Source organism: unidentified bacterial endosymbiont (assembly GCF_918797525.1).
GTDB lineage: Bacteria > Pseudomonadota > Gammaproteobacteria > Enterobacterales > Enterobacteriaceae > Enterobacter.
The window spans coordinates 1,078,273-1,091,103 of sequence record NZ_OU963893.1 but is presented as its reverse complement, the minus strand read 5'-3'; the positions used below and the strand labels follow the sequence as shown (position 1 = coordinate 1,091,103).

Genomic DNA, 12,831 nt, shown 5'->3' with positions numbered 1-12,831 from the left:
CATGGCTGAAGTTATCTTTAACAAACTGGAAAAAGTGTACTCCAACGGCTTCAAAGCGGTACATGCTATTGACCTTAAGATTGCGGAAGGGGAATTTATGGTGATCGTCGGACCATCCGGCTGCGCCAAATCAACCACCCTGCGCATGCTGGCCGGTCTGGAAACCATTAGTGGCGGCGAAGTGCGTATCGGCGAAAAGATCGTGAACAACCTCGCGCCGAAAGAGCGCGGGATTGCGATGGTGTTCCAGAACTATGCGCTTTATCCCCACATGACCGTGCGCGAGAACCTGGCGTTCGGCCTGAAGCTGAGCAAGCTGCCGAAGGCTCAAATCGATGCGCAGGTAAACGAAGCGGCCAAAATACTGGAGCTGGACGAGCTGCTCGATCGTTTGCCACGCCAGCTTTCCGGCGGTCAGGCGCAGCGTGTGGCCGTTGGCCGCGCTATTGTGAAAAAACCGGACGTGTTCCTGTTCGATGAACCCTTATCGAACCTCGACGCCAAGCTGCGCGCCTCGATGCGGATCCGTATTTCTGACCTGCACAAGCAGCTTAAAAAATCCGGCAAACCGGCCACGACCGTGTACGTGACCCATGACCAGACCGAAGCGATGACCATGGGTGATCGTATCTGCGTGATGAAGCTGGGCCACATTATGCAGGTGGATACCCCGGACAACCTTTACCACAAGCCAAAGAATATGTTTGTGGCAGGCTTTATCGGGGCGCCGGAGATGAATATTCGTCGATGCCGACTGGTGGAAAACGCGGGACAACTGCATATCGCCATCGGCTCTGAAAGCATGCCGCTAAACGCAGAGAAGCAGGAGAAAGTCTCTGCTTACGCGGGCCAGGAGGTCTTCTATGGCATACGCCCGGAGTTCGTCTCGCTCTCCGACGAGCCATTCCAGGACGGCGGTTGCAGCGGCGAGATGGTACGCGTTGAGAACATGGGCCACGAATTCTTTGTGTACCTGAAAGTGGCGGACTACGAACTGACTGCCCGAATCCCTTCTGATGAAGCTAAACCCATGATTGATAAAGGTCTTCACCGTAAGGTGTATTTTAAGTTTGAAATGAACAAGTGTCATATTTTTGACGCTAAAACCGAACAGAACCTCTCTCTTTGATGGAGTTATAAAAATGAAAAAAGTGCTCTTAAGCGCAGCAATCTCCGCGACCCTTAGCCTCACCGCTTTGCCATCGATGGCGCAAAATGTTGATTTACGTATGTCCTGGTGGGGCGGTAACGGTCGTCACCAGGTGACGCTGAAAGCATTGGAAGAGTTCCATAAGCAGAATCCTGATATCAACGTGAAGGCGGAATATACCGGCTGGGATGGTCATCTCTCTCGCCTGACCACCCAGATTGCGGGCGGTACTGAGCCAGACGTGATGCAGACCAACTGGAACTGGCTGCCCATCTTCTCGAAAACCGGTGATGGCTTCTACGATTTGAATAAAATGAAGGACGTGATCGACCTGACTCAGTTCGATGCAAAAGAGCTGCAATCCACTACCGTTAACGGCAAGCTGAACGGCATTCCGATCTCCGTGACCGCGCGCGTCTTCTACTTCAACGACGAGACCTGGATAAAAGCGGGCATCGAATACCCGAAAACCTGGGACGAGCTAATGGCTGCGGGCAAGACGTTCGAAAGCAAGCTCGGCAAACAGTATTATCCGGTGGTTCTGGAACACCAGGATACGCTGGCGCTGCTGAACTCGTACATGATTCAGAAGTACAACATCCCTGCCGTAGACGAAAAGAGCAAAAAATTCGCCTACAGTAAAGCGCAGTGGGTGGAGTTCTTCCAGACTTACAAAAAGCTGGTGGATAGCCACGTTATGCCTGACACCAAATACTATGCATCATTTGGCAAAAGCAACATGTATGAGATGAAGCCGTGGATCCAGGGCGAATGGGGCGGCACTTACATGTGGAATTCCACCATCAATAAATATTCTGACAACCTTAAGCCACCGGCGAAACTGGAACTGGGTAACTACCCGATGTTGCCAGGCGCTACCGATGCGGGTCTGTTCTTCAAGCCTGCACAAATGCTGTCGATTGGTAAATCGACCAAAAACCCGGAAGCCGCCGCCAGGCTGATTAACTTTCTGCTGAACAGCAAAGAGGGTGTCGATTCACTGGGTCTGGAGCGCGGCGTACCGCTGAGCAAAGCGGCGGTACAGTTCCTGACGCAAGACGGTACGATTAAAGAGAACGATCCGTCGGTAGCGGGCCTGCGTCTGGCGCAGTCTTTGCCAGCAAAACTCTCCGTCTCGCCATATTTCGACGATCCGCAGATTGTGGCTCAGTTCGGCACCTCTTTGCAGTACATCGACTATGGTCAGAAAACCGTGGAAGAGGCTGCGGTTGACTTCCAGCGCCAGGCTGAGCGTATATTGAAGCGCGCCATGCGCTAACCCTCCCCTGGAAGGGAGAGGATTCGGGTCAGGGGTGATGTGAAACTACACACCAATGTCCCTTAACTTCTCCCCTGCCATCAGCTTGCGTTCAATATGTTCCAGCGTCACGCCTTTAGTTTCTGGAATAAGCCAGAATGTCACGCCGATGAACGCCACGTTTAGCACCGTGTAGAGCCAGAATGTTCCGGCTGCGCCAATCGAATCCAGCAGCGTCAGGAAGGTCGCGCCAATTATCATGTTTGACACCCAGTTAGTGGTGGTGGAACAGGTAATGCCGAAGTCACGGCATTTCAGCGGCTGAATTTCAGAGCACAAGATCCATACCACCGGCGCTGCGCTCATTGCATAGCCAGCGATACACATCATAGTCATGCCGACAGAGAGCCATGACAGCCCGCTTGATGCCGTACCGTTATCAAACTGCATCAGGCAGTAGCCGAGGATCAGCGTACCGATTGCCATCACGCTAAAGCCAATCTTCAATGCGGGTTTGCGTCCGGCTTTATCCACGGTAAACACGGCAATAAAGGTGGCGAACATAAAGGTTAGCCCAACCACCAGCGTGGCGATCATCTGCTGTTCGGTGGTGGTAAATCCGGCCATTTTGAAGATGCGCGGGGCGTAATACATGATGATGTTCATGCCGGTAAACTGCTGCATCGCCTGTAGCAACATGCCGAGGAATACCGCACGACGCACATTGCGGTTGATCTTAAACAGCGTCCAGCCGCCCTGCTTCAGCTTAAGGCTTTCACGGATTTCGTTCAGTTCTTCACGCGCTTTTTCCGAAGTATCGCGCAGCATACGCAGCACCTCTTCCGCTTCAACGTGACGGCCCTTTTGCGCCAGCCAACGCGGGCTGTTCGGCAGAAAAATCACCAGCACAATCAGCAACAGCGCGGGCAGCGCCAGCACGCCAAGCATCGCCCGCCAGTTGCCGCTGTAGCTAAAATAGGTATCGGATAAAAACGCCAGCACGATGCCGAGCGTCACCATCAGTTGATACATACTGATCATCTTGCCACGCACATTCTCGCTCGCCATTTCGGAGAGATATAACGGTGCGGTATAGGAGGCTATCCCCACCGCCACACCGAGCAGCACGCGGGAAAGCAATAATACTTCAACGTTGCTGGCACACGCAGAACCAACCGAGCCTGCGACAAAAAGGATAGCGCCCACCATCAGGCTGTATTTGCGCCCGAGGCGGAACGAGAGCCAGCCGTTGAACAGCGCACCAATGGCCGCCCCGAGCATCATGCTGCTCACCACCCACTCCTGCAGGCGGTTACTCAACGTAAAGTGATCGGTAATGAACGGTAGCGCCCCGGCAATGACGCCGATATCCAGACCGAACAATAAACCGGCGACGGCGGCCGAGATAGAGACAAACTGGTTCATACGGCGGGTATCGCGCAATGCGCGGGGCATGAGGGTAGAATCATTTATAGATGTCATGGTTTTCTGCCTGAACAGCAACATTCGTTAACTGAAATTACGAGATAGCGAGGAAAAGTGACAGGCCGGAACGGGTGAAGATATGGATTATTTCACTGCGAGATAGCGTTATGTGATGGACATTACAATTTCAACTTATAGTTAATAATCACCTCTTTTGATTAATACATTGCTTTTAAAGCAATTAAACTGTGATGGCCGTCATTTATGATTTTTAGGTATGGATTTTCCATCTTTATGAATATGGACTTTGACATTTTTTGAGCAAAAAACCCCCGCCCGCAGGCAGAGGTGATGTCATGAGGACGGACTAGCGCGCCAGCCAGCCGCCGTCAACCGCCACGGTGTAGCCGTTGACGTAGTCAGATGCAGGCGATGCCAGGAACACAATCGGCCCCATCAGGTCGCTCGGCAGACCCCAACGCCCCGCCGGGATACGCTCAAGAATGGCGGCGCTGCGTTCTTCATCAGCACGCAATTGCTGAGTATTGTTGGTCGCCATGTACCCCGGCGCAATCGCGTTGACGTTGATGTTGTGCTGCGCCCATTCGTTCGCCAGCAGACGGGTTACGCCCATCACCGCGCTTTTTGATGCGGTGTAAGACGGAACGCGGATGCCGCCCTGGAAGGAGAGCATAGACGCGATGTTAATGATCTTGCCGCCTTTACCCTGAGCGATGAAGTGCTTCGCCGCGGCCTGGGACATAAAGAACACGCTCTTGATGTTCAGGTTCATAACGTCGTCCCAGTCACGCTCGCTGAAGTTAATAGCGTCTTCACGGCGGATCAAACCGGCGTTGTTAACCAGAATATCGATATGGCCGAACTCCGCCACCGCGCGATCCAGCAGCTCTGGGATAGCATCGATTTTACGCAGGTCAGCGGTCAGGCTCAGGAAACGGCGGCCCAGTGCGGTTACGCGCTCAATGGTTTCAGTAGGTTCAACAATGTTAATGCCGACGATATCGCAGCCCGCTTCCGCCAGACCCAACGCCATGCCCTGGCCCAGACCGGTATCACAACCGGAAACGACAGCCACTTTGCCTTGCAGAGAAAATGTATCCAGAATCATGTTTAATCCTTAATCTTTCAGCGCCTGTCGCTAACAGGCAGGTTTATGCTTAACTGCCCGCGACTAGCGCAGATCTTTAACCGCGACGTGGTCCATGTCATCAAAGACCTGGTTTTCACCGACCATACCCCAGATAAAGGTATAGGCTTTGGTACCGACGCCTGAATGGATAGACCAGCTCGGAGAAATTACCGCCTGCTCGTTGTGCATCACGATATGGCGGGTTTCCTGCGGCTGCCCCATCATGTGGAACACGCAGGCGTCCTCATCCATGTTGAAGTAGAAATAGACTTCCATGCGGCGCTCGTGGGTGTGGCACGGCATGGTGTTCCACAGGTTGCCCGGGGCCAGCTCGGTCAGCCCCATGCTGAGCTGGCACGTCTCCAGCACATCCGGAACAAAATATTTATTGATGGTACGACGATTGCTGGTGAGGTTGTCACCTAACGTCACGGGGGAAACGTCTGCTGGCGTCACTTTTTTGGTGGGATAGGTGGTGTGTGCTGGCGCGCAGTTATAGTAGAACTTCGCCGGTTGGCTGGCGTCGATGCTGGCAAAAACCACCTCTTTAGCGCCTTTTCCCACATATAACGCATCGCGATGGCCGATTTCGTAGCACTGCCCGTCCACGGTAACAGTGCCAGGACCGCCTATGTTGATGACACCCAGCTCGCGTCGTTCCAGGAAATAGCTCACGCCCAGTTGTTTACCCACTTCACCGCCTACACAGACGGTTTTTGCCACCGGCATAATTCCGCCCACAATGATGCGGTCAATGTGGCTGTAAACCATGGTGTATTTGTCGGCGTCGAACACCTGCTCGACTAAAAACTCATTACGCAGCCCCTGAGTATCCAGCATTTTGGCGTGCGCACTGTGGATGCTTTGTCTGACCTCCACGGTAACCTCCAGAATTGATCGTGCCTAAGGCAAAGATAATTAACGAAACGACGTTCCGTTTTCTTGATGAGTACATAATATCCGCTGATATTGCGTATTTCAATTACATTTAAAACAACGTTTCACTTTTTCTGCATATTAATGCCGGAAATGGTGTTCCGATCACGATAATGCGAGGACGACATAATCCTCATCAATGATTCTCAGAAATTGCGCCTTCAGTCACACAAACTGAAACGATGTTTTGATAATTTGTAACCCGGTTTTTAACTCATCTTTACTACAAAGGAGGGCACTATGGCTAAAGGTATGCGGGTTAAGCTGAACTATGAGGTCAGCCGCGATCCGGATACAGGCGTGGAAGTCACCCGCCTGACCCCGCCGGAAGTCACCTGCCATCGCAACTACTTCTACCAGAAATGCTTTTTTAACGATGGCAGCCACCTGCTGTTCGCGGGAGAGTTCGACGGTCACTGGAACTATTACCTGCTGGATCTAAAGAACGCACAAGCCGTGCAGTTAACCGAAGGCGCTGGCGATAATACCTTTGGCGGATTCCTCTCTCCGGATGATAAATCCTTCTACTATGTGAAAAACGATCGCACGCTGCTGGAGGTGGATTTACAGACTCTGGTCGAACGCGAAGTCTATCGCGTCTCTGATGAGTGGGTGGGTTACGGGACCTGGGTTGCCAATAGCGACTGCACCAAGCTGGTCGGCATCGAAATTGCGAAAAGTGACTGGACGCCGCTAAACGACTGGAAAATTTTCCACGACTTTTTCCACAAAGGGCCGCACTGCCGTCTGCTGCGTGTCGATCTCAAAACGGGTGCCAGCTCAACTATCCACGAAGAGAAAAACTGGCTGGGTCATCCTATCTATCGTCCATTTGACGACCAGACCGTGGCGTTCTGCCATGAAGGACCACACGATCTTGTCGATGCCCGCATGTGGCTGGTCAACGAAGACGGCAGTAACGTGCGCAAAGTGAAGGACCATGCGGAAGGTGAAAGCTGCACGCACGAGTTCTGGGTGCCGAATGGCTCTGCGCTGGTGTATGTCTCCTACCTGAAAGGTCAGCAGGGTCGCACCATTTCCCGCTTTAATCCGGATACCGGTCTTAACGAGACGTTGATGCAAATGCCGGCCTGTTCGCATCTGATGAGTAACTTTGACGGCACGCTGCTGGTGGGCGACGGCTCCGGGACGCCGGTTGATGTAAAAGATACCCGCGGTTACACCATCGATAACGATCCGTATCTGTATGCCTTTGACGTGGCGAAAAAATCCTGGTTTTGCATCGCGCGTCATGATACCTCCTGGGCGACGGTCGCCAACAGCCGCCAGGTTACGCATCCTCATCCCTCCTTTACTCCGGATGAGAAAGCGGTTCTGTACAGTTCCGATAAAGACGGCAAACCGGCCCTCTATATCGCGAAACTCCCCGAGCAACCCGACATGTTTCATGCATGATGTAAGTGTTTCTGTAACTGGCCTTGCCCTCCCACCCGGAGGGCTTTTTTTTAGGACCTTTTCTGGGCACAAAAAAACCGGCTCACACGAAGCCGATCTTTTGTCCGTAAATACGGCGTAGTAGTCATCAGAAGGAGTATGCAACGCCTAACCGGAAACGGGTCTGGCGTTCATCGGTTTCTTTCACGCCGACGTTACCCACTTCAACATACGGCGCCCAGTTTTTATCCCATTTATAGGCCAGTTTGGCGTTATATTCGTTAGAATAATCTTTGTTGTTATTACGGATCGTTCCTTCTGAACTTTTCGCGTATACGTAGTTTAACTCGGTACGCCAGTCACCTAATACCCAACCTACCCACGCGTCACCGCGGTTGACTTTATCATCTTCTTTATTCGAGCTTGACGGGTAGCGGGTATATTCATAACGGTAACGCGCTGCTACGTAGAAACCATTATTAAAGCTATATTGCGCGTGCAGGTTCGGTTTATAAATGGTGCGACTGTCATTACTTTCAAGCGTTAATGCTGGCATCAATGCAATATTGTCCGTGGCCTTCCAGCGCCAGCTAATCTGGTCTTCGTGGCCATTACCCACCACATCTGCAAACGGCTGATCGGCTTTATCGCCGCCTGATTTCCATTTCGCTTCCACAGAAAAACCCAGGCCGTTAGCAAAGCGGTGCGAGACCGAGACGCGGTCTGCGTTCGAGCCGTTATCGATGTATTCATGACGCAGGTCGATAGTGACAGCATGGGCTGCGAAAGATGCGCCAATAAGAGATACCAGAGCCAGAGATGTCTTAAACATAAAAAACCTCAATTAAAATAACGTTTCTTTTTTATGGAACTGTAGTTTATTTTTTATGTAACATTATTTTAGTGACAAAGATCGTAATTATTTGTTTCATTTTTTTTGGCAAAGATCGACGTGAAGCCCATCAACAAAAAAGGGCTTTTAAGGTGAATTTACAGGGAGTGGATCACATTAAGAAGGTTAGCAATAGTATTATTTGAAGCGTAATAATTATTGAAGACTTGAGGTTGAACTGATAATCGTAAGAATATAATTCAAGCTGTCAAAAAAAACCTCCCGTGTGGAAGGTTTGTTCATTGCTCAGGAGACCCTACTTAGCGTTCAATCGCCAGCGCCACGCCTTGACCGCCGCCGATACAGAGTGTGGCAATCCCCTTTCGAACGTTACGTTTTTTCATTTCGTGGACCAGCGACACCAGAATTCGGCAGCCGGAAGCGCCGATAGGATGGCCGAGCGCAATCGCACCGCCGTTCACATTGACCCGCTGCGGATCCCACTCCAGCATTTTGCCGACCGAGATCGCCTGCGCGGCAAAGGCTTCGTTGACTTCAATCAGATCGACATCAGACAGTTGCCAGCCCGCCCGCTCCAGACAGCGGCGGGTCGCATAGACCGGAGCAATTCCCATCAGCGCGGGATCAACCCCCACGCTGGCAAAGGCCTTAATACGTGCCAGCACGGGAAGGCCCAGCTCAAGGGCTTTACTTTCACTCATCATCATCACGGCGGCTGCGCCGTCATTAATCGAAGAGGCATTCCCCGCCGTGACCGACCCCAGCGCTTCAAACGCCGGGTCGAGTTTAGCCAGACCTTCTGCGCTGGCATCGGTGCGCGGCTGTTCATCGGTGTCTACAGTGACAGCCTCACCGTTCTGACGCAAAGCGCAGACCGGCACAATTTCGTCGCGAAAACGCCCGGAGTCAATCGCGGCGCGCGCTTTTTGCTGTGAGCTGAGCGCCCAGGCGTCCTGCAATTCACGGCTGATGCCGTACTCACGCGCCAGGTTTTCCGCCGTTACGCCCATATGGTAGTCATTGAAGGCATCCCACAGGCCATCGTGAACCAGGCTGTCGAGCAGTTGGCTATTTCCCAGCTGCGCGCCGGTACGGCTGTCGGTCAGCACATGCGGCGCACGGCTCATGTTCTCTTGCCCGCCAGCAATCACGACATCTGCCTCGCCACACTGAATGGCCTGAGTAGCAAGATGCAGCGCCTTTAAACCCGATCCACAGACGTCGTTGATGGTAATAGCCGATACAGTGTTAGGCAGACCGCCTTTTAACGCCGCCTGGCGGGCAGGGTTTTGTCCGGCGCCTGCCGTCAGCACCTGGCCCAGGATCACCTCGTCGATTTCATGTGCTGCGATCCCGCTACGTTCCACCAGCGCTTTAACCACCACGCTACCCAGATCAACAGCCGAGTGGCGCGCCAGCGCGCCCTGAAAACAGCCGATAGCTGTACGCAACGCACCCACTATAACGACATCTTTCATCACGACCTCTTCGTTAAATGACATGTCGATAGTAGAGGATTGTTATCAACAATTAATGTAATTGTTTACAAAAAGTGAGTTTAGTCACAGGATTAGCGCGCATCCTGAAGATACTGCCGCAGCCAGCTTCCGGCGACGCCGGGGGGCGATCGTTTATTCCACAGCAGATCGATGCCGATCGCGCGCGGCCAGCCTGGAACTTTCAGTTGCACCAGCGATTTCGCCGCGGCGAATTCGTCCACCAGCGCGCAGGGTAATACGCACCAGCCAAATCCCTGCACGGCCATACTCAGGAGTAACAGGTAATTAGGCGCTGACCAGACCGGCCCCCGCGCAAGCGTGGCCTCACGTTCAAGATACGTGCTCAGCCTCAGCTCACGCCAGCCGTGCAGCTCATCCGCCTGGGTTTCGTGTTGCCCGGTCAGAGGGTGATCCGCACTGACATAAATTGCCATACGGGTTTGTACTGGCAGCCGGGTGGCGCCAATATCGGTCGGATAACCGCCGCGAGCCTCCGTCAGCCCAATCTGCGCCCGCTCCTTCTGCAGCAGATCGATAACGTCCTCCTCTTCGCCTATCAAACATTCAAATTCGGTATGAGGGAAACGCTGGTCGAACTGCTTTAACAACTCTTCCAGCACGTCCGGGTTAAGCGTATCAGAAAGTACAAACGTCAGACGCGCTTCGGTTTGCGCCGTTAATGACACGGCAAGTTCATCGAGCCGGGCGCTGGCGGCGAGGATCGACTGCACGTATCCCAGCACCTGCTCCCCCTGCACGGTAAGTACCGGCTGGCGCGCAGAACGATCAAAAAGCTCAAACCCCAGATCGGCTTCGAGATTTGCAATCGCGGTACTGATGGTCGACTGGCTTTTACGCAGGCGGCGTGCGGCAGCGGAAAAGGAACCGGCCGCAACGGTCTCGACAAACGCGGTGAGGGCTTCGGGTGAATAGCGCATGAACTATCTACTTTATCGATGGATACCATCTTTAATATATCAGCTTTAGCGATAAAATCAGGCCGCATCAACGCCCATATCGGCGAATTAACGAGGTCACTATGCAACATCAGGATGCACTCCAACGTAAACTGCCGGAGCGGATCTTCCATGCTGTCTGCTTTGAAGGGATAGCCACGGCGATCCTCGCCCCAACGGCGGCGGTATTAATGCAGCGCTCGGTGGTTGAGATGGGCGGATTAACGATAATTCTGGCCACCACGGCCATGCTGTGGAACATCATCTATAACTTCGGCTTTGACCGTTTCTGGCCCGTCCAGCGAGTAAAACGCACCGCCAAAGTACGCGCCCTGCACGCGCTGGGGTTCGAATGCGGGTTTATTGCGATCGGCGTGACGATTGTCGCCGCCATACTGGGCGTCACCCTGCTTCAGGCATTTACGCTGGAAATTGGGTTTTTCCTCTTCTTTCTGCCGTACACCATGTTCTACAACTGGGCATACGACACCCTGCGCGAAAAAATTATTAAGCGCCGCCAGCAACGACGCGCCCTGGCAAGGTAATCCCCCCCTGGCCGGACGCCCGTTCCGGCCATTTTCCTGCGAAGCACCCGCGTCTTCATCTGATAATTATGGTAAATTGCACTCCTTTTTGTTGGTTTTATAGTTGATACGTTGCTCTAATGTCGAAAATTTGGACTAAAGAAGAGACTCTCTGGAGTTTCGCCCTCTATGGCACCGCCGTGGGCGCAGGAACGCTGTTCTTGCCCATACAACTTGGCTCTGCAGGCGCGATTGTCCTGCTAATTACCGCCCTTGTGGCCTACCCTTTAACCTATTGGCCGCACAGGGCCCTGGCGCACTTTATTCTGTCGTCGAAAACCAAAGGTAACGATGGGATCACTGGCGCGGTCACTCACTACTACGGTAAGAAGATCGGTAATCTGATCACCACGCTCTATTTCGTCGCCTTTTTTGTGGTGGTGTTGATCTACGCGGTGGCGATCACCAACTCATTTACCGAACAGCTGGCGAAGCGCATGACGGTGGATACCAGCGTACGCATGCTGGTCAGTTTCGCCGTGGTGCTGGTGCTGAATCTGATCTTCCTGACGGGACGTCATATCACCATTAAGGTGATGGGATTTTTGGTATTTCCGCTGATCGCCTATTTCCTGTTTGTCTCGCTGTATCTGACCGGAAGCTGGCAGCCGTCGCTGCTCACCAGCCAGATGGCCTTCGACCAGCATACGTTACACCAGGTGTGGATTTCGATTCCGGTGATGGTTTTTGCTTTTAGCCATACCCCAATTATCTCGACGTTTGCCGTCGATCGTCGCGAGAAATACGGTGACGCTGCCATGGGTAAATGCAAAAAAATCATGAAGGTGGCGTACCTGATCATCTGCCTGAGCGTTCTGTTCTTTGTGTTCAGTTGTCTGCTCTCTATTCCGCCGTCGTACATTGTGGCCGCGAAAGAGGAAGGGGTAACTATCCTGTCAGCGCTGTCGATGATGCCCTCGTCCCCGGCATGGCTGGGCATTTCAGGGATTATCGTGGCGATTATTGCGATGTCGAAATCGTTTCTCGGCACCTACTTTGGCGTAATAGAGGGGGCAACGGAGATTGTAAAGACGTTGCTTAACCAGGCAGGCGTGAAGAAGAGCCGCGCATTTAACCGCGCAATTTCGATTCTGGGCGTGTCGCTGATCACCTTTATCGTCTGCTGCATTAATCCGAATGCGATTTCGATGATTTACGCCATCAGCGGGCCACTTATCGCTATGATTCTGTTCATCATGCCGACGCTGTCAACGTACCTGATCCCATCCCTAAAACCGTACCGTTCTATCGGCAATCTTTTGACGTTAATCGTCGGGGTGCTGTGCGTGTCGGTAATGTTTGTAGGATAAGTGTTGTGTGCCCGGTGTAATGCCGGGCACCACCGTTACGCACGAATATCGTCATATTCCCGCGTATTATCAAACTCGTGCTTCGCAAACGGGCACAGCGGGATAATTTTACGCTTTTCAGCACGCATTTTTTCTACTACTTTCGCCACCAGCTGCTTGCCGACACCCTGCCCTTTCAGGCTCTCGTCGACATCGGTGTGTTCAATAATGCTCAGATGTTCGCCGGTCGGCACGAAGACAATCTCCGCGACCTGCTTTCCGTCTGCATCGTTGACATAAAACGCGTTATGGCCTTCAAGAATATCCATGGTTCCT

The 12,831-nt window shown here is 52.7% G+C and carries 12 protein-coding genes; 5 read left to right on the top strand and 7 right to left on the bottom strand.

Annotated features, from left to right (window positions below; genetic code table 11):
* Nucleotide 1: 1 nt before the first annotated feature.
* Nucleotides 2-1,129 carry an ABC transporter ATP-binding protein gene (locus NL510_RS05225; RefSeq protein ID WP_253382190.1) on the top strand — a complete coding sequence of 376 codons (1,128 nt, stop codon included), beginning with the start codon at nucleotides 2-4 and terminating at the stop codon, nucleotides 1,127-1,129.
* Nucleotides 1,130-1,142: 13 nt separating this feature from the next.
* Nucleotides 1,143-2,429, top strand: a complete 1,287-nt coding sequence (locus NL510_RS05220; protein ID WP_253382188.1) for an ABC transporter substrate-binding protein — start codon at nucleotides 1,143-1,145, stop codon at nucleotides 2,427-2,429.
* Between the two features lie 45 nt (nucleotides 2,430-2,474).
* Here the strand turns inward: NL510_RS05220 and araE are convergent, their stop codons facing one another.
* The 3 genes from araE to kduI all read right to left on the bottom strand — a co-directional run bounded on the left by araE (nucleotide 2,475) and on the right by kduI (nucleotide 5,862).
* Entirely contained in the window at nucleotides 2,475-3,890 is a 1,416-nt protein-coding gene (araE, locus tag NL510_RS05215) for an arabinose-proton symporter AraE (protein ID WP_253382186.1), read from the bottom strand.
* A 310-nt stretch (nucleotides 3,891-4,200) separates the two neighbouring features.
* The gene (gene kduD / locus NL510_RS05210) at nucleotides 4,201-4,962 is read right to left on the bottom strand and encodes a 2-dehydro-3-deoxy-D-gluconate 5-dehydrogenase KduD (protein WP_253382184.1); all 762 of its coding nucleotides are present in this window, start codon (nucleotides 4,960-4,962) and stop codon (nucleotides 4,201-4,203) included.
* Nucleotides 4,963-5,025: 63 nt separating this feature from the next.
* Nucleotides 5,026-5,862 (bottom strand): 5-dehydro-4-deoxy-D-glucuronate isomerase, encoded by an 837-nt coding sequence (kduI, locus tag NL510_RS05205; protein ID WP_253382182.1) that lies wholly within the window; start codon nucleotides 5,860-5,862, stop codon nucleotides 5,026-5,028.
* A gap of 297 nt (nucleotides 5,863-6,159) precedes the next feature.
* Here kduI and NL510_RS05200 point away from each other — a divergent pair, with 297 nt between their 5' ends.
* On the top strand, nucleotides 6,160-7,335 hold the full coding sequence (locus NL510_RS05200; protein ID WP_253382180.1) for an oligogalacturonate lyase family protein: 1,176 nt from the start codon (nucleotides 6,160-6,162) through the stop codon (nucleotides 7,333-7,335).
* 127 nt (nucleotides 7,336-7,462) lie between these two features.
* Here NL510_RS05200 and NL510_RS05195 read toward each other — a convergent pair whose 3' ends face one another.
* The 3 genes from NL510_RS05195 to NL510_RS05185 form a co-directional block, all read right to left on the bottom strand.
* Nucleotides 7,463-8,146: an oligogalacturonate-specific porin KdgM family protein gene (locus NL510_RS05195; RefSeq protein ID WP_253382178.1), complete on the bottom strand. Its 684-nt coding sequence runs from the start codon at nucleotides 8,144-8,146 to the stop codon at nucleotides 7,463-7,465.
* A 320-nt stretch (nucleotides 8,147-8,466) separates the two neighbouring features.
* The gene (locus NL510_RS05190; RefSeq protein WP_253382176.1) at nucleotides 8,467-9,645 is read right to left on the bottom strand and encodes an acetyl-CoA C-acetyltransferase; all 1,179 of its coding nucleotides are present in this window, start codon (nucleotides 9,643-9,645) and stop codon (nucleotides 8,467-8,469) included.
* Nucleotides 9,646-9,737: 92 nt separating this feature from the next.
* On the bottom strand, nucleotides 9,738-10,604 hold the full coding sequence (locus NL510_RS05185; protein WP_253382173.1) for a LysR family transcriptional regulator: 867 nt from the start codon (nucleotides 10,602-10,604) through the stop codon (nucleotides 9,738-9,740).
* A gap of 101 nt (nucleotides 10,605-10,705) precedes the next feature.
* On the opposite strand from NL510_RS05185, the gene NL510_RS05180 reads away from it, so the two are divergent.
* Both NL510_RS05180 and NL510_RS05175 read left to right on the top strand, forming a co-directional pair.
* Nucleotides 10,706-11,167, top strand: coding sequence for a multidrug/biocide efflux PACE transporter (locus NL510_RS05180; RefSeq protein WP_253382172.1), 462 nt, complete (start codon nucleotides 10,706-10,708; stop codon nucleotides 11,165-11,167).
* Between the two features lie 119 nt (nucleotides 11,168-11,286).
* Nucleotides 11,287-12,516, top strand: coding sequence for an amino acid permease (locus NL510_RS05175; protein ID WP_253382170.1), 1,230 nt, complete (start codon nucleotides 11,287-11,289; stop codon nucleotides 12,514-12,516).
* A 35-nt stretch (nucleotides 12,517-12,551) separates the two neighbouring features.
* Here NL510_RS05175 and NL510_RS05170 read toward each other — a convergent pair whose 3' ends face one another.
* Entirely contained in the window at nucleotides 12,552-12,824 is a 273-nt protein-coding gene (locus NL510_RS05170; RefSeq protein ID WP_253382168.1) for a GNAT family N-acetyltransferase, read from the bottom strand.
* Nucleotides 12,825-12,831 lie beyond the last annotated feature (7 nt).

Excerpts from the sequence above, each read along its gene's own strand:
- NL510_RS05225 (WP_253382190.1), top strand. The coding sequence starts at position 2 with ATGGCTGAAGTTATCTTTAACAAACTGGAAAAAGTGTACTCCAACGGC.
- NL510_RS05220 (WP_253382188.1), top strand. The coding sequence starts at position 1,143 with ATGAAAAAAGTGCTCTTAAGCGCAGCAATCTCCGCGACCCTTAGCCTC.
- araE (WP_253382186.1), bottom strand. The coding sequence starts at position 3,890 with ATGACATCTATAAATGATTCTACCCTCATGCCCCGCGCATTGCGCGAT.
- kduD (WP_253382184.1), bottom strand. The coding sequence starts at position 4,962 with ATGATTCTGGATACATTTTCTCTGCAAGGCAAAGTGGCTGTCGTTTCC.
- NL510_RS05200 (WP_253382180.1), top strand. The coding sequence starts at position 6,160 with ATGGCTAAAGGTATGCGGGTTAAGCTGAACTATGAGGTCAGCCGCGAT.
- NL510_RS05195 (WP_253382178.1), bottom strand. The coding sequence starts at position 8,146 with ATGTTTAAGACATCTCTGGCTCTGGTATCTCTTATTGGCGCATCTTTC.
- NL510_RS05190 (WP_253382176.1), bottom strand. The coding sequence starts at position 9,645 with ATGAAAGATGTCGTTATAGTGGGTGCGTTGCGTACAGCTATCGGCTGT.
- NL510_RS05185 (WP_253382173.1), bottom strand. The coding sequence starts at position 10,604 with ATGCGCTATTCACCCGAAGCCCTCACCGCGTTTGTCGAGACCGTTGCG.
- NL510_RS05180 (WP_253382172.1), top strand. The coding sequence starts at position 10,706 with ATGCAACATCAGGATGCACTCCAACGTAAACTGCCGGAGCGGATCTTC.
- NL510_RS05175 (WP_253382170.1), top strand. The coding sequence starts at position 11,287 with ATGTCGAAAATTTGGACTAAAGAAGAGACTCTCTGGAGTTTCGCCCTC.
- NL510_RS05170 (WP_253382168.1), bottom strand. The coding sequence starts at position 12,824 with ATGGATATTCTTGAAGGCCATAACGCGTTTTATGTCAACGATGCAGAC.